Annotated in this window: 16 protein-coding genes; 11 read left to right on the plus strand and 5 right to left on the minus strand. The window is 63.3% G+C overall.

From position 1 onward, the window contains the following. The first annotated feature begins 73 nt into the window (after window positions 1-73). The 5 genes from L6D82_RS09965 (at window position 74) to L6D82_RS09985 (ending at window position 4,046) form a co-directional block, all read left to right on the plus strand. Window positions 74-667 carry a DUF2796 domain-containing protein gene (locus L6D82_RS09965; RefSeq protein ID WP_007955585.1) on the plus strand — a complete coding sequence of 198 codons (594 nt, stop codon included), beginning with the start codon at window positions 74-76 and terminating at the stop codon, window positions 665-667. Window positions 668-681: 14 nt separating this feature from the next. After that, window positions 682-1,392 (plus strand): ABC transporter ATP-binding protein, encoded by a 711-nt coding sequence (locus L6D82_RS09970; RefSeq protein WP_007955587.1) that lies wholly within the window; start codon window positions 682-684, stop codon window positions 1,390-1,392. A gap of 1 nt (window position 1,393) precedes the next feature. After that, window positions 1,394-2,659 (plus strand): ABC transporter permease, encoded by a 1,266-nt coding sequence (locus tag L6D82_RS09975; RefSeq protein WP_064599744.1) that lies wholly within the window; start codon window positions 1,394-1,396, stop codon window positions 2,657-2,659. 11 nt (window positions 2,660-2,670) lie between these two features. Then, window positions 2,671-3,189, plus strand: coding sequence for a DUF3299 domain-containing protein (locus L6D82_RS09980; RefSeq protein ID WP_064384123.1), 519 nt, complete (start codon window positions 2,671-2,673; stop codon window positions 3,187-3,189). 158 nt (window positions 3,190-3,347) lie between these two features. After that, complete coding sequence (locus L6D82_RS09985; protein ID WP_074691639.1) at window positions 3,348-4,046, plus strand: OmpW/AlkL family protein; 699 nt, start codon at window positions 3,348-3,350, stop codon at window positions 4,044-4,046. Between the two features lie 177 nt (window positions 4,047-4,223). Here L6D82_RS09985 and L6D82_RS09990 read toward each other — a convergent pair whose 3' ends face one another. Next, window positions 4,224-5,153 carry an NAD-dependent epimerase/dehydratase family protein gene (locus L6D82_RS09990; protein WP_236188908.1) on the minus strand — a complete coding sequence of 310 codons (930 nt, stop codon included), beginning with the start codon at window positions 5,151-5,153 and terminating at the stop codon, window positions 4,224-4,226. Continuing rightward, window positions 5,146-6,030, minus strand: coding sequence for a sugar nucleotide-binding protein (locus tag L6D82_RS09995; protein WP_011336149.1), 885 nt, complete (start codon window positions 6,028-6,030; stop codon window positions 5,146-5,148). The genes L6D82_RS09990 and L6D82_RS09995 overlap by 8 nt, the downstream gene beginning before the upstream one ends. 178 nt (window positions 6,031-6,208) lie before the next feature. On the opposite strand from L6D82_RS09995, the gene L6D82_RS10000 reads away from it, so the two are divergent. Continuing rightward, the gene (locus L6D82_RS10000; protein ID WP_236188909.1) at window positions 6,209-10,504 is read left to right on the plus strand and encodes a DEAD/DEAH box helicase; all 4,296 of its coding nucleotides are present in this window, start codon (window positions 6,209-6,211) and stop codon (window positions 10,502-10,504) included. Here L6D82_RS10000 and L6D82_RS10005 read toward each other — a convergent pair. Beyond that, on the minus strand, window positions 10,498-12,603 hold the full coding sequence (locus L6D82_RS10005; RefSeq protein WP_236188911.1) for a mechanosensitive ion channel family protein: 2,106 nt from the start codon (window positions 12,601-12,603) through the stop codon (window positions 10,498-10,500). The two genes, L6D82_RS10000 and L6D82_RS10005, sit on opposite strands and share 7 nt — an antisense overlap. A 410-nt stretch (window positions 12,604-13,013) precedes the next feature. Here L6D82_RS10005 and L6D82_RS10010 point away from each other — a divergent pair, with 410 nt between their 5' ends. From L6D82_RS10010 to L6D82_RS10030, 5 genes are all read left to right on the plus strand, one after another. Further along, the gene (locus tag L6D82_RS10010; protein WP_236188913.1) at window positions 13,014-14,225 is read left to right on the plus strand and encodes an MFS transporter; all 1,212 of its coding nucleotides are present in this window, start codon (window positions 13,014-13,016) and stop codon (window positions 14,223-14,225) included. A 101-nt stretch (window positions 14,226-14,326) separates the two neighbouring features. Beyond that, window positions 14,327-15,253, plus strand: coding sequence for a DUF72 domain-containing protein (locus L6D82_RS10015; RefSeq protein WP_236188914.1), 927 nt, complete (start codon window positions 14,327-14,329; stop codon window positions 15,251-15,253). After that, window positions 15,250-16,047, plus strand: coding sequence for an endonuclease/exonuclease/phosphatase family protein (locus tag L6D82_RS10020; RefSeq protein WP_236188915.1), 798 nt, complete (start codon window positions 15,250-15,252; stop codon window positions 16,045-16,047). The genes L6D82_RS10015 and L6D82_RS10020 overlap by 4 nt, the downstream gene beginning before the upstream one ends. Then, window positions 16,044-17,330, plus strand: a complete 1,287-nt coding sequence (gene clsB, locus L6D82_RS10025) for a cardiolipin synthase ClsB (RefSeq protein WP_085747603.1) — start codon at window positions 16,044-16,046, stop codon at window positions 17,328-17,330. The genes L6D82_RS10020 and clsB overlap by 4 nt, the downstream gene beginning before the upstream one ends. After that, entirely contained in the window at window positions 17,327-18,328 is a 1,002-nt protein-coding gene (locus tag L6D82_RS10030; RefSeq protein WP_007955613.1) for a lysylphosphatidylglycerol synthase domain-containing protein, read from the plus strand. The genes clsB and L6D82_RS10030 overlap by 4 nt, the downstream gene beginning before the upstream one ends. Here the strand turns inward: L6D82_RS10030 and L6D82_RS10035 are convergent. Both L6D82_RS10035 and L6D82_RS10040 read right to left on the minus strand, forming a co-directional pair. Continuing rightward, a complete protein-coding gene (locus L6D82_RS10035) occupies window positions 18,316-19,074 on the minus strand; it encodes an alpha/beta hydrolase family protein (protein ID WP_007955615.1) in 759 nt (252 codons plus the stop codon). The genes L6D82_RS10030 and L6D82_RS10035 overlap by 13 nt on opposite strands. Continuing rightward, window positions 19,064-20,170, minus strand: a complete 1,107-nt coding sequence (locus L6D82_RS10040; protein WP_085747601.1) for a DUF3182 family protein — start codon at window positions 20,168-20,170, stop codon at window positions 19,064-19,066. The genes L6D82_RS10035 and L6D82_RS10040 overlap by 11 nt, the downstream gene beginning before the upstream one ends. Window positions 20,171-20,292 lie beyond the last annotated feature (122 nt).

A 20,292-nucleotide genomic window follows, 5' to 3' on the forward strand; every position in this document is an offset into this window, starting at 1 on the left:
GGCGGGCAAACTCTGCGCACTTTCGTTATAAGATTACATAACAAACTCTTCACTTTACTTCCCGGAGACCGCCATGCGTCGTCTGCTGCTCGCTTTGCCGTTTGCCCTGTTGCCGCTGGCCATCGCCCATGCCGCCGATGAGCATGATCACGACCATGAGCACGGCAGCCTCGGTGCCCACGAACATGGCGTCGGTCGCCTGAACGCCGCGCTCGACGGCCAGACCCTGGAGCTGGAGCTGGAAAGCCCGGCGATGAACCTCGTCGGTTTCGAACACGTCGCCACCAGCGATGCCGACAAGGCCAAGGTCGCAGCCGCGCGTGCTCAGCTGGAAAAACCGCTGGCGCTGTTCAGCCTGCCGGCCGCCGCCGGTTGCAAGGTCACCAGCCAGGAACTGGAAAGCCCGCTGTTCGGCGACAAACCGGATGCCGACGACCACGACGAAGAGGAAGCCGGCAAGGACGGTCACGAGCATCATCACGACCACAGCGAAATCCACGCCCACTACCAATTCAGCTGCGCGGCGCCGGGTGCGTTGAAAACCCTGGATCTGGCGAACCTGTTCAATACCTTCCCGGCCACTCAGAAAATTCAGGTACAACTGATCAGCCCGAGCGGCCAGCAAGGCACGGAAGTGACGGCCAAGGCCGCCGCCCTGAAGTTCTGACACGAAACGGCGCCATGACCCAAGCACTCATCGAACTGTCCGACCTGGGCTTCAACTGGCCCGGTCACCCGCCGCTGCTGGACATCCCGGCGTTTCGCCTGGAAGCCGGCGAAACCCTGTTCCTCAAGGGCCCCAGCGGCAGCGGCAAGACCACCCTGCTCGGCCTGCTCGGCGGGGTGCAGAAACCCGGCCGCGGCAGCATTCGCCTGCTCGGCCAGGAGCTGACCGAACTGGGTGCCGGCGCCCGTGATCGCTTTCGCGTCGATCACACCGGCTACATTTTCCAGCAGTTCAACCTGCTGCCGTTTCTCTCGGTGCGCGAGAACGTCGAGCTGCCGTGCCACTTCTCGAAGCTGCGTGCCGAACGTGCGAAGCAGCGTCACGGCAGCGTCGATCAGGCCGCCGCCACCCTGCTCGCCCACCTGGGTCTGAAGGACGAAAGCATCCTGAGTCGCCGCGCCGATTCGCTGTCGATCGGTCAGCAACAGCGGGTCGCTGCGGCCCGTGCGTTGATCGGTCAACCGGAACTGGTGATCGCCGACGAACCGACCTCGGCGCTGGATTACGACGCCCGGGAAAACTTCATTCGCCTGCTGTTCGCCGAGTGCCGCGAAGCCGGCTCGAGCCTGTTGTTCGTCAGCCACGACCAGAGCCTGGCGCCGCTGTTCGACCGTCACCTGTCCCTGGCCGAACTCAATCGCGCCGCCACGTCTGCCGAGGTTTGAGATGTATCTGTTCCGTCTGGCCATGGCCAGCCTCGCCAACCGGCGTTTCACCGCCCTGCTCACCGCTTTCGCCATCGCGCTTTCCGTCTGCCTGCTGCTGGCGGTGGAGCGGGTGCGCACCGAAGCCAAGGCCAGTTTCGCCAGCACCATCAGCGGCACCGACCTGATCGTCGGCGCCCGTTCCGGTTCGGTGAACCTGTTGCTGTACTCGGTATTCCGCATCGGCAACGCCACCAACAACATTCGCTGGGACAGCTTCGAACACTTCGCCAGCAACCCGAAGGTGAAGTGGGCGATCCCGATGTCCCTCGGCGATTCCCATCGCGGCTACCGGGTGATGGGTACCACCGAAGCCTATTTCGAGCATTACCAGTACGGTCGCCAGCAGCACCTGGAACTGGCGGACGGCCGCGCCTTCGCCACCGATCCGTTCGAAGTGGTGCTCGGTGCCGAAGTGGCCGAGGCGCTGCACTACAAGCTCGGCGACAAACTGGTGCTGGCCCATGGCGTGGCGGCGATCAGTCTGGTCAAGCACGATGACAAGCCGTTCACCGTGGTCGGCATTCTCAAGCGCACCGGCACCCCGGTGGATCGCACGTTGCACATCAGCCTCGGCGGCATGGAGGCGATCCACATCGACTGGCACAACGGTGTGCCGGCCCGTGGCAACGGCCGGATCAGCGCCGATCAGGCGCGCAACATGGACCTGACGCCGCAAGCGATCACTGCGTTCATGCTCGGCCTCAACAGCAAGATTTCGACCTTCGCCCTGCAACGGGAGATCAACGAGTTCCGTGGCGAGCCGATGCTGGCGATTCTGCCGGGCGTGGCGCTGCAGGAGTTGTGGAGCCTGATGAGCACCGCCGAAAAAGCGCTGTTCGTGGTCTCGCTGTTCGTGGTGCTGACCGGATTGATCGGCATGCTCACGGCGATTCTCACCAGCCTCAACGAACGCCGCCGCGAAATGGCGATCCTGCGTTCGGTGGGCGCGCGGCCGTGGCATATCGCGAGCCTGCTGGTGCTGGAAGCCTTTGCGCTGGCATTGACCGGGGTGATCGCCGGGCTGGCGTTGTTGTATATCGGCATCGCCGCTGCTCAGGGTTATGTGCAGGCCAATTACGGTCTGTATCTGCCGCTGGCCTGGCCAAGCGAGTATGAATGGACGCTGCTCGGTGGCATTCTGGCTGCCGCGCTGCTGATGGGCAGCGTGCCGGCCTGGCGCGCGTATCGCCAATCTCTGGCCGATGGCCTGTCGATCCGTTTATGAGGATGTTCACCATGCCCCGCGCCGTGCTTGCGCTGCTGTTGCTGGTCGCCCTGCCCGTGTGGGCGGCGGCGCCGAAAGACCTGACCTGGTCGGAGATGATCCCGCCGGACGCGGCGCCGGAAGTGCCGAACATGACGCCGCTGCACGACCTCTCGAAGATGAGCGATGCACTGTCTGCCGAGTCCGCGCCAGCGGCCAAGCAGGACATGCCCAACGCCCCCGTGGTGCAAAGCCTCGATGGCCAGAATATCCGCCTGCCGGGCTACATCGTGCCGCTGGAAGTCAGCGAGGAAGGTCGCACCACGGACTTCCTGCTGGTGCCGTATTTCGGCGCCTGCATCCACGTGCCGCCGCCACCGTCGAACCAGATCGTGCACGTAAAAAGCGAACTCGGCGTGAAGCTCGACGAGCTGTATCAGCCTTACTGGGTTGAAGGGCCGTTGCAGGTCAAGCAGTCCACCAGCGAACTGGCCGATGCCGGGTATCAGATGGAAGCGGACAAGATTTATGTGTACGAACTGCCGGAGTAAGTCCGGCAGTCAGTTATAGCCCTCTCCACTGGCTTTGCGAGCAAAGGTTCCACAAAAAAACCGCCCATCACTGTTTCATTGAGCTGAGTCAAAAGACCGTATCAGACGGATTCGTACCATAGGACATCAAACATTTTTAACGTCCTTTGGGAGCTTCCATGAACAAGTCCTTGCTCAGCGCCTCGCTGTTTGCCCTCGCGCTCGCAGCCCCGCTCGCCCACGCCCACGAAGCCGGCGACATCATCGTTCGTGCCGGTGCGATCACCGTCAACCCGAAGGCCGACAGCTCCAGCGTCAAGGTCGATCAGGGTCCGTTGAGCGGCACCAACCTGGGCGGCAAGGCGACCATGAGCAGCGACACCCAACTGGGTCTGAACTTCGCCTACATGCTGACCAACAACATCGGTATCGAGCTGTTGGCCGCGTCCCCGTTCGAACATGACGTGAAGCTCAAGGGCACTGCCCTGCCAGCCGCCAACGGCAAGCTCGGCACCCTGAAACACCTGCCGCCGACCCTGAGCGTCGTCTACTACCCGCTGGACGCGAAGTCGCCGTTCCAGCCGTACATCGGCGGCGGCATCAACTACACCTGGATCTACGACGAGCACGTCGGCAGCGAAGCCCAGTCCAACGGTTTCAGCAACTTCAAGGCGAAAAACTCCTGGGGCCTGGCCTGGCAGGTCGGCGCTGACTACATGCTGACCGACAACATCATGCTCAACGCCCAGGTGCGCTACATCGACATCGATACCCGCGCCACCGTCGAAAACAACGCCGTGGCCCCGGGCACCCGTGCACGGGTGAATGTGGACGTTGATCCCTTCATCTACATGGTTGGTCTAGGCTACAAGTTCTAAAGAACGTTCACGTGGTGGTGAATGAGGCTTGGTGGCGGGCAGCTCAGAACTGGCGGCGATGTTACGCCATCGACCGGGGAGCAAGCTCCCTCGCTACAGGAAACCGGTTTGAAAGCCGAATTCCGGCCGTGAAAAAGGCGCCTGTCAAAAGGCGCCTTTTTCATGTCCGCAAGAAGCTCAGCGGCCGAGCAGACGGGCCAGGCCGACGTTCATCGGCGTTGGCGTCGGGCACTTGAATCGCTCAAGCAACCGGCGGTTGTTCGCCCGCGAATGACGGATGTCACCGGAGCGCGCCGGGCCGTAGCTGACGGGCGGCAACTCGCCGACCACCGCCTCGAGCGCGGCCAGCATCTGCTTGAGATTGGTCGCCTGATTCCAGCCGACGTTCACCGCACCGACGTCCACTTGCGGCTTCTCGAGCGCCTGCACCAGGACGTCGACCAGGTCTTCGACGTACATGAAATCCCGGGTCTGCTCGCCATCGCCGAACACGGTGATCGGCAGGCCTTTCTGCGCGCGTTCGCTGAAAATGCTGATCACCCCGGAGTACGGCGAGGACGGATCCTGACGCGGGCCGAAGATGTTGAAGAAACGGAAGATCGCCGGTTCCAGACCGTGCTGGCGACGGTAGAAATCGAAGTACTGCTCGCCGGCCAGTTTGTCCGACGCGTAAGGCGTCAACGGCGCCTTGGGCGTGTCTTCGTCAATCGACTCGCCTTCGCCATTGTTGCCGTAGACGGCTGCGCTGGAGGCGTACAGCACACGCTTCACGCCGGCCTCGCGCATGGCTTCGCAGACGTTCAGCGTGCCGATGAAATTGCTCTGGTGGGTTTTCACCGGATCGTCCACCGACGCCTGCACCGACGCGACGGCGGCCAGATGGGCGACAGCGCTGCAACCCTGCATCGCTTGTGCGACCAGAGCAGCATCGGCCACATCGCCGATGATCAGTTCGACCTTGGGATTATCCAGCGGCAGGTTGCTGCGCTTGCCGGTCGACAGATCATCGAGGATCCGCACCGAATGGCCGTTGGCGAGCAACGCGTCAGTCAGGTGCGAGCCGATGAAACCGGCGCCGCCGGTGATGAGAACAGGGCCTTCAGCCATGACGATAAAACCTATCCAGTAAGCCCGGGAGCGCGGCACGCCAGGCACGCGGCTTGATCCCGAAGGTGTGCAGAATTTTCTTGCAGGCGAGTACCGCGTGTTGCGGTTCTTCAGCGGCATCCGGCCGCGCGGCGTGGGCCTGGGCGGTCGGCGCTTCGATGGCCAGCGGGTGCAGACTGCGCGCCTCGGAGAGAATCGCCTGGCCCAGCGCCAGCGGCGTGGTCGCCTCGTGGCCGGCGTAGTGGTAAGTGCCCCACAGCGGCGCGGCGCAATCGAGTTGCTTGAGCACCGAAATGATCACCCGCGCCGCATCGTCGACCGGTGTCGGATTGCCACGGCGGTCATCGGCCAGCAGCAGTTCTTCCGGCTGTTCGGCACGGGCCAGGAAGCGCCCGAGGATCCCCTCCGGGCTGTCGTCGAGCAGCCAGCCGAAACGCAGCAGCACGTGTTGCGGACAGGTGGCGCGTACGCTCTGCTCGATCCGCCACAGGGCCTGACCGCGCAGGCCCAATGGCACTGGCTCGTCCTTTTCGCTGTAGGCAGTGGCACGAGAACCGTCGAACACCCGATAACTGGACGGCTGCACCAGCACGATGTTGTGGTGCTGGCACAGTTCGGCCAGACGCTCGATCGCGCGTTCCTGTCCGGCCAGACGGCTTTCGCTGACGGCCTCGGCCTGGAACCAGTCGAAATAGTAGGCAAGGTTGATCAATGCATCGGGACGGGTGTCGTCGAGCAATTGGGTCAGGCTCGCGGCATCCCAGCCGTCTTCGGGCGGGCGGGGGGCGAGGAAACCGATGTCTTCCTCCGCACCGAGGCGAATCAGCGCCTGCCCAAGGGCATTTCCGCCGCCCAGTAACATAAGGCGCATTCGCATAGAGTCAGCAGGCCCAGTCTGATTGGAACGATGGCTTTGGCGACGATGCTCGTGGCAGCGTCGTCGATAATTGCCGGAATCGTTGCATTTTGCGGGTTTAGTGCGCAACCGTCACCCGTAAAGTGTAGATCCCGAGCGGTACTTGCAACTTCGCCCGCCCACCCGCATAACTGAAGCCATGAATCTGCCCCTCCCCAAGGACGCGGCCCTGGCAGGCTTCCACCCCGCCGTCAGCGCCTGGTTCAGCAGCACCTTCCCGACGGTAACGGCCGCCCAGGCCCGCGCATGGCCGTTGATCCGCCAACGCCGCTCGACGCTGATCGCCGCGCCCACCGGCTCCGGCAAGACCCTCACCGCGTTCCTCGCGGTGCTCGACGAACTGGTCCACCGTGGCCTGGAAACCCCAGACGGTCTGCCGGACGAAACCCTGGTGGTCTACGTTTCGCCGCTCAAGGCGCTGTCCAACGACATCCGCATCAATCTGCAGAACCCGCTGACCGGGATTACCGACCAGCTGCGCCAAATGGATCTGCCGGCGCTGGAAATCACCACCGCCGTGCGCACCGGCGACACCCCGCAGAAAGACCGCGCCGCCATGCGCAAGAGCGCGCCGCACATTCTGGTGACCACCCCGGAATCGCTCTACGTGCTGCTCGGCTCGGAATCCGGCCGAAAAATGCTCGGCACCACGCGCACGGTGATCGTCGATGAAATCCACGCCATCGCCGCCGGCAAACGCGGCAGTCACCTGGCCTTGAGCCTCGAACGCTTGCAGGCGCTGTGTCCTGAACCACTGACCCGCATCGGTCTGTCAGCCACGCAAAAACCGATCGATGCGGTTGCGCGTTTTCTGGTCGGCCATGACCGCCCGTGCGAAATCATCGACATCGGCCACGCCCGCCCACGGGATCTGGGCATCGAAGTGCCGCCGGTGCCGTTGTCGGCGGTGATGGCCAATGACGTCTGGGAACTGGTCTACGACCGCCTCGCCGCACTGGCCCGTGAACACCGCACCACGTTGATTTTCGTCAACACCCGACGCCTGGCCGAACGCCTGAGCCGGCACCTGAGCGAACGCCTCGGCAAACACGCGGTGGCCGCGCACCACGGCAGTCTGGCGAAGGAGTTTCGCCTCGACGCCGAGCAAAGGCTTAAACGCGGCGAGCTGCAAGTGCTGATCGCCACCGCCTCGCTGGAGCTGGGCATCGATATCGGCGAAGTCGACCTCGTCTGTCAGATCGCTTCACCGCGCTCGATTGCCGGTTTTCTGCAAAGAGTTGGCCGCTCCGGGCACCAGGTCGGTGGTACGCCCAAGGGCCGCCTGTTCGCCACCACTCGCGACGACCTGATCGAATGCGCCGCCCTGCTCGACTGCGTGCGCCGGGGTGAACTCGATACGCTGCACATCCCCGAGGCGCCGCTGGATGTGCTGGCGCAGCAGATCATCGCCGAGGTCAGTTGCCAGGAATGGGCCGAGGACGATTTGCTCGCGCTGTTCCGCCGGGCCGAGCCCTACGCCCGCCTCGACGAAAAACATTATCAGGCCCTGCTGGCGATGCTCGCCGAGGGTTACAACGGCCGCCAGGGCATCCGCAGCGCCTACCTGCACCGCGACGCCGTCAGCCGAACCCTGCGCGGACGACGCGGCGCACGGCTGGCCGCCGTCACCAGCGGCGGCACCATCCCCGACAACGCTGACTACAGCGTTTTGCTCGAACCTCAGGGCCTGAACATCGGCAGCGTCAACGAAGACTTCGCCGTGGAAAGCATTGCCGGCGACGTGTTCCAGCTCGGCAACGCCTCCTATCGCATCCTGCGAGTGGAAACCGGCAAGGTGCGGGTCGAGGATGCCCAGGGTCAGCCACCGACCATTCCGTTCTGGCTCGGCGAGGCGCCGGGGCGCAGCGATGAACTGTCGGCGGCCGTGGCTCGGCTGCACGCGCAACTCGATCAATTGCTCAGTGCCAGCCCCGGCAATCTGCAACCTGCCCTCGACTGGCTGACCGACACCCTCGGCCTGAACCTGGCCAGCGCCGAACAGCTCGTGGATTATCTGGCCCGCGCCCGCCTCGCCCTCGGCGCCCTGCCGTCCCGGGACACGCTGCTGATGGAGCGGTTTTTCGACGAGTCCGGCGGCACCCAACTGATCATCCATTCGCCGTTCGGCAGCCGCATCAACCGCGCCTGGGGTCTGGCACTGCGCAAGCGTTTCTGTCGCACCTTCAACTTCGAATTGCAGGCCGCCGCCAGTGAAGACGCCATCGTCCTGTCGCTGTCCACCAGCCACAGTTTCGAGCTCGATGACGTCTGGCGTTATCTGCACAGCAACAGCGCCGAGCACATCCTGATTCAGGCGGTGCTGGATGCACCGCTGTTCGGTGTGCGCTGGCGCTGGAATGCCGGGGTGGCGCTGGCCCTGCCGCGCTACACGGGCGGGCGCAAAGTCGCGCCGCAGTTGCAGCGAATGAAAAGCGAAGACCTCATCGCCAGCGTGTTTCCCGATCAGATCGCCTGCCTGGAAAATCTCGCCGGCGAACGGGAAATTCCCGAGCATCCGCTGGTGGAACAGACCCTCGACGATTGCCTGCACGAGGCGATGGACTGCGAAGGCTGGCTGCAATTGCTGCGGCGCATGGAATGCGGCGAAGTGCGGCTGATCGCTCGCGACCTGCCGGCGCCCTCGCCGCTGGCGGCGGAAATCCTCAGCGCCCGCCCCTACACCTTTCTTGACGATGCACCACTGGAAGAGCGGCGGACCCAGGCCGTGCTGAATCGCCGCTGGAGCGATCCGCAATCCACCGATGACCTCGGCGCGCTGGACGCCGACGCGATCACCGCCGTACGTGAAGAAGCCTGGCCGACACCGAACAGCGCCGATGAAATGCACGAAGCGTTGATGAGCCTGGCCTGCATCAGCGGCCGCGAAGTCGAGGCCAACCTGCATTGGCGCGACTGGCTGAATGCGTTGGCCGAGACCGGGCGAGCCTGCCAACTGCAAATCGATCCCGAGCATTCGCTGTGGCTGGCGCGGGAACGCCTGACCTGTCTGCAAGCGCTTTATCCACAGGCGCAGTCGGCACTCCCCACGCTGCCCGGTTTCGACGAACCATGGACAGCCGATGACGCACTGATCGAAGTGATCCGCGCGCGGCTCGGCGCATTCGGCCCGCTACCGCTGGCGGCGATTGCCGAGCCGCTGGCCCTGATGCCGGCCTCTGTCCATCAAGCCCTCGCTCATCTGGAGCGCGAAGGTTATGTACTGCGCGGCCAGTTCACGCCGGGATCGCCCGTTGAGGAATGGTGCGAACGCCATCTGCTGGCGCGCATTCACCGCTACACGGTCAAGCGTCTGCGCCGGGAAATCGAGCCGGTGGCGTTGCAGGATTTCATGCGGTTTCTGTTCGACTGGCAGCACTTGTCTCCGTCTACCCGTGGTCAGGGCAACACCGTCTTGCCAGCGATTGTCGGTCAGTTCGAAGGCTACCCGGCTGCCGCTTCGGCGTGGGACAGCGACCTCCTTCCCGCGCGGCTCAAGGACTATTCACCGACCTGGCTGGACGATCTGTGTCGCAGCGGCAAGCTGGTATGGACGCGCCTAAGCGCCCGACAAAACATCAGCGGCACGGCGTTGCGCAGCACACCGATCGTGTTGCTGCCGCGCAGTCAGGTTGGCTTGTGGAGTGCACTGGCCGAACAGACGCCAGTCAGCGAACTGTCGCCCAAAACCCGCAAGGTTTTCGACGCACTCAGCCAGCACGGCGCGCTGTTTTTCGATGAGCTGATTCATGAAGCGCACCTGCTGCGCACCGAGCTGGAAATCGCCTTGCAGGAACTGGTCGGCGCCGGCCTAGTGAATGCCGACAGCTTTGCCGGATTGCGGGCGCTGATCACCCCGGCGAGCAAGCGCCAGCAGCGCAGCAGTCGACGCGGGCGCGGGGCGTTTGTCGGTGGCATGGACGATGCCGGGCGCTGGGCGTTATTGCGTCGCGGGCCGGTTGTGGAAAACCGTCAAACAGCGTCGCCCGAAACCCTCGAACACATCGCCATTACCTTGTTGCGTCGCTATGGCGTGGTGTTCTGGCGCCTGTTGGAGCGCGAAGCCGATTGGCTGCCGAGCTGGCGCGAACTGCTGCGCACGTTCCATCGACTGGAAGCGCGGGGCGAGATTCGCGGCGGACGCTTTGTCAGCGGTCTGGCCGGCGAGCAGCTCGCCCTGCCCGAGGCGATTCCGCTGCTGCGCGAAGTCCGCCGTCGGCCTCATGACGGCAGCCTGATCGCGGTGTGCGGCGTCGATCCGCTGAACCTCGCCGGCACCTTGTTACCGGGGGCGAAGGTGCCGGCTCTGGCGAGCAATCGGCTGGTGTATCGCGACGGATTGCCGGTCGCTGCCGAGGTCGCGGGCAAGCAACAATTCTGGGTGGAACTGGACTCCGCCGCCATGAGTGAAATCCGCAACAAGCTGACCCGTCACTGAGTGCGCGCCTGCTCCGGCAACACCACCGACGAATGCGCCGGCGCCACCTCTTCTTCCTGTCGCTTGGGCAGCAAAACCTGCTGTGGATAAGTCTGCGCGAAATGCACCCACGGGCTGTTATCCACAAGCTTTTTCAGACGCTGGTTGAATGCGCGGCTCACCGCATATTGCCCGCCGGAAACCGTGCGAAATTGCGCGGTCAGCACCACGCCGTTCAGGTCCATCTTGTCCACACCGAACACATCCAGCGGCCCTTGCAGGTTGTACTTGAGGAATGGATCTTCGCGGATCGAATCTCCCGCCTCGCGGATCAGCTCGATGGCCTTGTCGACATCGGTGTCGTAGGTGAACTGCACCGAGAAAAACGCGAACGCAAACTGCCGCGATTGATTGGTCACGGCCTTGATCTGACCGAACGGCACCGAGTGCACGAAGCCCTTGCCGTCACGCAGGCGCAGGGTGCGAATGGTCAGGCCCTCGACCGTGCCGGCATGCCCGGAATCGAGCACCACCCAGTCGCCGATCGAGAGGGTGTCTTCGATGATGATGAACAGCCCGGTGATCACGTCCTGCACCAGTTGCTGCGAGCCGAAACCGATGGCCAGACCGACCACCCCGGCACCGGCCAGCAACGGCGCGACGTTGATCCCAAGATTGGCCATGGTGGTGATCGCGCAGATCACCACCAAGATGATTTTGATCGCGTTGCGCAGCAGCGGCAGGATGGTTTTCACCCGGGTGCTGGGCTGGCGCGCCGAGCGTTTGCTGACCGGTGGTTTCAGTGCTTCCTGGATCGCCGTGTCGAGCACCACCCACAGCAGCCACGTCACGAGGAAGATCAGGCCGATGCTGCTCAGGGCATTGCTGATCGCCCGACCGACCGTGCTGCTTTGCGCGAAGTCGAGCAGCGACACACCCCAGATCCGCCCGAGGATATCGATGAACGCAATCGCAACGACGATCCGCAGCAAGGCGTGCAACAGGCTGAGGAAACGTTCCTTGTAGGCGCTGCTGCGCTGGATCGCCTCGGCCTTGCGCGACTTGAACAGGTGTTGCAGCACAGTGCTGAGAAACACCGTGCCGATCAGCAGCACCGTGGTGAGCAACGCGCAGCGCAGGGCTTTCTGGTTATCCTCGCCAATGCCGATCAGGTTGACCGCCGAGACCAGCACCATCAGCACGATCGGCCAGTACCAGAGCCCGGAAAAAATCCGCAGCGATTCCTGCATCGACGGTTGTTTCAGGCGCTGGGCCAGCGGGCGATTGCGGATCAGGTGCGCCACCGGCCGACGCAGGCGAATCACCAGCAGACCGAAGATGATCGACGCCAGCAGACCGGTGAACACCGCGATGCTGCTGGTGATGTTGCCGCCCAGTTGGCGGGCGATCTGCGGGCTGGTCAGGGCATCACTCAACGCGGCGAGAAAACCGATCAGGAACAGCGGTTTCGGGCAGTAGTCGCGAATGATCTGCACGGCGCGGCGCTTGTGGCCGGTGTTGAACATCACCACCACACACAACAGCATCGACGTGGAAAATATCCCGCTGCTGGTGGCGTAGGCAAAACACAGCGCCAGCGCGCGACCGACCGAGGCCGACAGAAAATGGCTGACGTACAGGGTCAGCGGCAGACAGATCAGTGCGGGCAGCGTGTAGGGCAACAGGTAACCGAGCAGGTCCTGACTGCGCTGGCGGGTGCGCAGCCAGCGCCCTTCCCGCAGGCGTTTGCCCAGCACGCTGCCGAGCACGGTCAACACGGCAAAGGTGCCCAGCCACACGCCGGAGAGCATCAGGAAATCCCCCGCCACGCTCCAGCCCGAGCGGTTCGAGGGTTGGTTGACCAGCCTGTCGACTTCATCCGCCGCCCGGTCGGCGCGCAGGCGCCAGGCGTCGACCAGATGCTCGTTGAGATCGAGTTTGTCCTGCACGTCGTCGATGCTGGAACTGATGGCGCCGAGCAGCCCGCCCTGCACGATCGGCTCCGGTTTGGCCGGCTCTTCACTGGCCGCCGGAACACCCGGCAGGCTGGCGGCTTGCACTGCATTGCCGTCGAACAACAGCAATGCCCCCAATAGAATCGCGATCCTGAACCTGGTCAAAACGCAGAGCTCCCTTGGTTGAACCTGTAAGGAACTGATCGGTAAATTGCAGGCAAGTTCGGTTTTTGCGGCGAAATCAAGAGCCCCCTCACCCCAGCCCTCTCCCAGAGGGAGAGGGAGCCGACTGAGTTGTTTTCAATAGTTACATCGACCTGAAAGGTTCGTTTTGATCTCAAGTCCGAGAGCCGGTCTGTGCTGTGTCGAAACCTGAGTACGGCTCGGTGTATCACGTCGGCGTAACTTAAAAGGGCACATCGATCAGTCCCCTCTCCCTCGGGGAGAGGGTTAGGGTGAGGGCGGGCTTTTGATCTTTGCTCTCAGGTCAAATATCAAATGCCCATCCCCGTATTTTTCCACACCCACCAAACCCCGACACTGCGCTCCATTCAATCCCCCACCGGAGTGCCGTCATGCCCATTGCCCTGCTCGCGCTGACCCTCAGCGCTTTCGCCATCGGGACGACCGAGTTCGTCATCGTTGGCCTGCTTCCCACCATCGGCGCCGATCTCGGCGTCAGCCTGCCGTCCGCCGGTCTGCTGGTCAGTCTCTATGCCCTCGGCGTAGCCATCGGTGCGCCGGTGCTGACCGCCCTCACCGGCAAAGTCCCGCGCAAACTGTTGCTGCTGTCGCTGATGGTGCTGTTCACCCTCGGCAACCTGCTGGCCTGGCTGGCGCCGAGTTATGAATCGCTGGTAGTGGCGCGGATCGTCACGGGTCTGGCCCATGGCGTGTTCTTCTCCATCGGCTCGACCATCGCCACCAGCCTGGTGCCCAAGGAAAAAGCCGCCAGTGCGATTGCGATCATGTTCACCGGCCTGACCGTGGCACTGGTCACCGGCGTGCCGCTGGGCACGTTCATCGGTCAGCATTTCGGCTGGCGTGAAACCTTCCTCGCCGTGTCGGCACTCGGCGTGATCGCGTTCATCGGCAGCTTGCTGTACGTGCCGAAAAACATCGCCCACAGCAAACCAGCCTCGCTGTTGCAGCAATTGCAGGTGCTCAAGCAACCGCGCCTGTTGCTGGTGTACGCCATGACGGCCATCGGTTACGGCGGTTCGTTCATCGCCTTCACATTCCTGGCGCCGATCCTTCAAGACATCTCCGGCTTCAGCGCCGGCACCGTCAGCCTGGTGTTGCTGGTGTACGGCGTGTCGGTGGCGGTCGGCAACATCTGGGGCGGCAAACTGGCGGACAAACGCGGGCCGATCAGCGCGCTGAAAATCATCTTCGCCCTGCTCGCCGCCGTGCTGTTCGTGCTTACTTTCACCGCAGGAAATCCATGGCTGGCGCTGGCCACCGTGCTGGTCTGGGGTGCGGTCGCCTTCGGCAACGTGCCGGGCTTACAGGTGTATGTGGTGCGTCAGGCTGAACATCACACACCGCACGCCGTGGACGTGGCCTCGGGGCTGAACATTGCCGCGTTCAACCTCGGTATTGCCGGTGGCGCGTGGGGTGGTGGTTTGATCGTCGAGCACGTCGGCCTGATTCACACTGCATGGATCGGCGGGCTGGTAGTACTGGTGGCGCTGACCCTGACCGCCTGGAGCGGTCGCCTCGATCGCCTGGGCCCGGTGTACGCCGAACCCGCCGAAGGCTCGGCCCGGATTGTCACCGGGCACTGATCCGGCAGCCCGACCGTCCGTAATCCCGTCGAAACTTTCCCGGACCGCCCGCAGTCATCCACAGACAGAGGCCGTACGGGGACTTTCGACGGGAGGGCGGCATGGCAACGATTCATATCGGTATTTCAGGCTGGCGTTACGCCCCGTGGCGCGGGGACTTTTACCCGAAGGGGCTGGCGCAGAAACGCGAATTGCAGTTCGCCTCACGGGCGGTCAACAGCATCGAAATCAACGGATCGTTCTACGCCCTGCAACGGCCGGAACGCTACGCCCAGTGGTACGCCGAGACGCCGGATGACTTCGTGTTCAGCATCAAGGCGCCCCGCTTCATCACCCACATCCGCCGCCTGCGCGATATCGAAAAACCCCTGGCCAATTTCTTCGCCTCCGGAGTGCTGGAGCTGAAGGAAAAACTCGGTCCGGTCCTCTGGCAGTTCCCGCCCAACTTCACGTTCGACCCCGAACGCTTCGAAGCCTTTCTCGATCAGTTGCCCCACGACACCCAGGCTGCCGCCGAGCTCGCCCGTCAGCACGACTCACACCTGCACGGCCACGCGAGCTTGAAGGCCTACGGCAAAAAACCACTGCGCCATGCCGTGGAAATCCGCAACGACAGTTTCATCGACCCCGACTTCGTGCGCCTGCTCAAACGCTACAACACCGCGCTGGTGATTGCCGACACCGCCGGGAAATGGCCGTACCGCGAAGACCTCACCAGCGATTTCGTCTACCTGCGCCTGCACGGTGCCGAAGAACTTTACGCCAGCGGTTACACCCGTGCCGCCCTGCAACGCTGGGCCGAGCGGATCGACGCCTGGCACCACGGCCGGCAACCGGGCGACGCCCATTTGATCGCGCCACGCCTGAAGCCTCGGACCCGTAAATCCCGCGAGGTGTTCTGCTACTTCGACAACGACATCAAGGTCCGCGCGCCTTTCGATGCCCGCAGTCTCCTGCAGCGTTTCGATCTGGATAAAAACCTCGAAACCGAGCCCGGTGAACCGGCCGCCGAAGGAGTACTCGCATGAGCATTCCCGAGCCGCTTGGCTTCACCGACGAGCAGTCCACGCTCATCACCACGGTGCGCCGTTTCACCGTGCTGACGGTCAACACCCACAAGGGTTTCACCGCGCTGAACCGGCGCTTCATCCTGCCGGAATTGCGCGAAGCGGTGCGCAGCGTGTCCGCCGATGTGGTGTTTCTTCAGGAAGTCCACGGCACCCACGAGCACCATCCCAAACGTTACGAAAACTGGCCGACGATGCCGCAGTACGAGTTTCTCGCCGACAGCCTCTGGCCGCAGTTCGCCTACGGGCGCAACGCCGTGTATCCGGAGGGCGATCATGGCAATGCAGTGCTGTCGAAATTCCAGATCGTGCGCCATGACAACCTCGACGTTTCGATCAGCGGCCACGAAAACCGTGGCCTGTTGCACTGCGTGCTGCGCCTGCCGGGAGATGACCGTGAAGTGCATGCGATCTGCGTCCATCTGGGCCTGCGCGAAAGTCATCGCAACGATCAACTGCGCCTGCTGCGAGAACGTCTGGCCGAACTGCCTGATGACGCGCCGGTGATCGTCGCCGGTGATTTCAACGACTGGCGCCAGCGCGCCGATGCCTTGCTTGAACCCTGTGGCCTGCGTGAAGTATTTGCGGCGCATCACGGCCGGTCGGCGCGCAGCTTTCCCGCACGTCTGCCATTGCTGCGCCTGGACCGGATCTACGTACGCAACCTCAAGGCCAGTCAGCCAAAAGTGCTGGCGAACCGTCCCTGGTCACACCTTTCCGACCACGCACCGCTATCGGTGGAGATTGAACTATGAGCAGTGCACCGTTGGAGAAATCCGCTGTGGAGCCCGTCAGCATCACCCCGCCCGTGCGCGAGCCGGGCACCGTCGATGTCGAGTATCGCTGGCAGGGCAACAACCGGATCGAGCTGCTGGAAAACGGCGAGGAATATTTCCCCCGGGTGTTCGAAGCGATGCGCGCGGCGAAAAGCGAAATCCTGCTGGAGACCTTCATCGTCTTCGAAGACAAGGTCGGCAAGGAATTGCAGGAGATCCTGATCGATGCCGCCCGGCGTGGCGTGCGCACCACCGTCAGCCTCGACGGTTTCGGTTGTGGCGAACTGAGCACCGGCTATCTCGCCGCGCTGAGTGAAGCCGGCGTGCATCTGCAAATCTTCGATCCGGCCCCCAAGCATCTGGGGATTCGCACCAACTGGTTCCGGCGGTTGCATCGCAAGATTGTGGTGGTCGACGGGTTGGTCGCATTCATTGGCGGGATCAATTTTTCCGGTGATCACCTGGCCGATTTCGGTCCCGAAGCGAAGCAGGATTACTCGGTGGAAATTCAGGGCCCGGCAGTGGCCGACATCCATCATTTCGCTTTGCTGCAAAGCGGCCGACCGGGACGGGCGAGATTCTGGTGGCAGCGTCGCCGGCAACGGCGTGCCGAGATGGCGTTCGACGATCACGACGGTCAGGTGCGTCTGGTGTTCCGCGACAACGACCGGCACCACACGGATATCGAAGACGTTTATTTGCAGGTATTGCGCCGCGCCCAACGGCGGGTGGTGATCGCCAACGCCTACTTCTTTCCCGGCTATCGCCTGCTGCGCGAGATTCGCAACGCAGCCCGGCGCGGGGTTGAGGTGCGGCTGATTCTGCAGGGGCAGCCGGACATGCTAGTGGCCAAACTCGCCGCGCGCATGACCTACGACTACCTGCTCAAGGCCGGGGTGCAGATTCACGAATATTGCGAGCGGCCGCTGCACGGCAAGGTGGCGCTGGTGGACGAGGAATGGAGCACCGTCGGCTCGAGCAATCTCGACCCGCTGAGCCTGTCGCTGAACCTGGAAGCCAACGTGCTGATCCGAGACCGCGCCTTCAATCGCCACTTGTTCGAACGCCTCGAAGACCTCAGCCACAACCACTGCAAGGCGATGGACGCCGCGAAGTCGCCGCGCGGGCGGATCTGGCACATGACCGTGGGCTTTCTCGTGTTTCACTTCCTGCGGCATTTCCCGGCGATGGCCGGCTGGCTGCCGGCGCACAAGCCACGGCTCAAACCCTTCACCCACGCCGCCGGGAGCGATCCGTCATGAGCCATTCCGAAGCCCACGCGGCGGTGCATCCGGCACCGGCGGGCAAGTCCCGCTGGAGCCGCTGGAAACGTCCGCTGACCCTGCTGTTTTTCCTTGCGCTGATCGTTTTGCTGACGATGTTCGCCAGCCGTATCGAATGGGCCGAGGTGCTGCAAACCCTCGCCGACTTCAAGGTGCGCACGCTGATCATCGCCTCCAGCCTGACCCTGCTGAGCTTTCTGGTGTACGCCAGTTTCGACCTGATCGGTCGCACTTACATCCGCCAGGATCTGACCTGGAAACAGATCCTGCCGGTGGGCGTCATCAGTTACGCCTTCAATCTCAACTTGAGCGCATGGGTCGGCGGAATCGCCATGCGCTATCGCCTGTATTCGCGGCTCGGGGTGAGCAAAAGCAACATCGCCAAGATCCTCGGCCTGAGCCTGGCGACCAACTGGTTCGGCTACATGACCATCGCCGGCGTGGTGTTCAGCAGCGGACTGGTGCGCATGCCACCGGGCTGGAAAGTCAGCAGCGATGCGTTGCAGGGCATTGGTGTGTTGCTGCTGTTGGTGAGCGCCGGTTATCTGGTCGCCTGCCAGTTTTCCCGACGGCGCGAGTGGTCGATTCGCGGGGTGGAGATCAACCTGCCGTCGCTGCGCATGGCGGTCCTGCAATTGCTGCTCGGGGCGCTGAACTGGTCGCTGATGGCGGCGGTGATTTTCACCTTGCTACCGAGCAAACTCGACTATCCGCTGGTGCTCGGGGTGCTGTTGATCAGCGCGATTGCCGGGGTCATCACCCACATTCCCGCTGGGCTCGGCGTGCTGGAAGCGGTGTTCGTGGCGCTGCTGCAACACGAGGCTTCGCGCGGCAGTCTGGTGGCAGGATTGCTGGCTTATCGGGCAATCTATTTCCTGCTGCCGCTGCTGATCACCGTGCTGATGTACCTGGTGGTGGAAGCCAAGGCCAAGGCATTGCGGATCGAGAAGAAACCCAAATCTGATCAGCGGGACTGAATGATGCTCAACCGCTCGCCCACCACCATTTCGGTGATCCAGTCGACCAGGATCGAGGTGTAGGCCTGCTGCGAGGTCGGGTCGCTCAGGGCATGGTCGGCGCCGTCGATGATGCGGTGGGTCAGCGAGTGGGTCTGCTGGCACGCGGCGCGGTAACTCATGATCGTCGCGTGGGGCACGTAGTCATCGGTTTCCGACTGCACCAGCAGCACGTCCCCGGTGAATTGCGAGCAGGCGTGCAAGGCGCGGTTGCTGTCGGCGCGCACCAGGGTGCCGCGATAATCGCGCAGGTCGGCCTTGTCCAGATCGCGTTTTGGCGTATGCCATTGCTCGTCGCGGTACAGCGCCGGCACCCGCAGCGCAAGCCAGCGCACCGGGCGCAGCGAGGTCAGGATCGAGGCGAGATAACCGCCGTAGCTGGTGCCCACCACCGCGATGGCCGAGGTGTCCAGCGCCGGATGGGCGAGCAGCCGGTCGTAGGCCGCCAGCAAGTCACGCAGATTGTCTTCGCGGGTGACCCGGCTCAGCGGAATGCCGGTGCCGCCGGTGTGCCCGCGCAGGTCGAACGTCAGGCACACACAACCCAGGCCGGCGATGCCTTTGGCCCGTTCCAGATCCCGCTCCTGACTGCCGCCCCAGCCGTGCACGAACAACACGCCGGGGACTTTCGATTTGGGACTGAGGAACGTCCCGCTCATCTGTTCATCATCAATGTCGATTTGAATGCTTTCGCTTCTAGCCGTCATAGGATTTGACCGTTACGTATTTGAGGAGAAAGTCGCTGTTCTCGGCCGGCCCGCGATACACCTCGATGGCATCCGCTGGCAGGGCCTGATCGGTATAGGTTTCCACCGATGACACGCGGATCGCGCGCATCGAAGGATCGTTGACGAAGCTTTGCAGCGCCGCCACTTCCGCGCTGCTGGCGCCGCCCATGCGCCAGGACTGTTCGAGAACGCCACTGCGCGGCCGGCCTTCGCTGTCCAGGCCCTGGGCGATGTCGTAATTGCGCCGCGAGGCATAGAAACGCGGATAGGCTTCGTCCGCCGCCCGGTCGAACACCTGCGCCTGCTGAATGGCCAGACGCACGTCGTCGGGCAGATCCAGCGCCAGCAGATCCTCGTAACCGCCCTGCACCACCAGCAGGTTCGAGCCGCCGTACACCTCTTCGCCGTGGGCGTCCTTGGTCAAGTATTGATCACCGCAGTAACTCAGCACCCTGCCGCCGATGAACGACTGACCGACGCTGTGGGTAACCACCTGACTCAAATCCTGCTCCAGCACCACGCCATCGCTGAACAGTTCTCCGGCCTCGGGTCGGGCGAGAATTTCGTCGAACGCATCCAGGCTCTTGATCACTTCCTGTCCGCGCCCGGCACAGGCGTGAATCGGCTTGATCCGGATCGGTCCGCTGTACAACAGATGTTCAGCGGCAGGCCGCGCATCCTCCAGCGCAAAGACGCTGAGCCCGTCCAGCACCACGGTGCGCACCCGCTCGGAAAACAACGGCGACCAGCCTTGCGGCGCGTGGGCCTGATGGCTGCGCAAACCGTGGCTGATGGCTTTGGTGCAGATGAAGTCGTGCTCGACGAAACCGCCCCACAGATCATCCGGACCGCTCACGCCCAGTTCGCGGGCCGCCGCGCCGACGAGGGTCTGGGTCGGCAACAGATATATATCCCTGCCACGATGCTTTTCAGCGTCGTAACTGCCGCCGAACTTGAGGCCGAGGATCTGCGCCAGCCATCGCGCGAGGGCTTTGTTGGTCTGCACTTCATGCTGTGGCGCGCCGGGTCGAACCGAGTGGGCGACGACCACTTTCCTGCGGGATGTCGGGGTCATGCGTCCCCCTTCCAACGGCGGGTTGAATGTAGGTCAGAGGGTGCAGAGATCAGGCCAACCGGGGTTCGCCGGAAACGCCCTGCAAATCAGCCACTTGAAAAACCCGTGCTGGCACCGCGCCT

Source organism: Pseudomonas paraglycinae (genome assembly GCF_021601625.1).
In the GTDB taxonomy this organism is placed as follows: domain Bacteria; phylum Pseudomonadota; class Gammaproteobacteria; order Pseudomonadales; family Pseudomonadaceae; genus Aquipseudomonas; species Aquipseudomonas paraglycinae.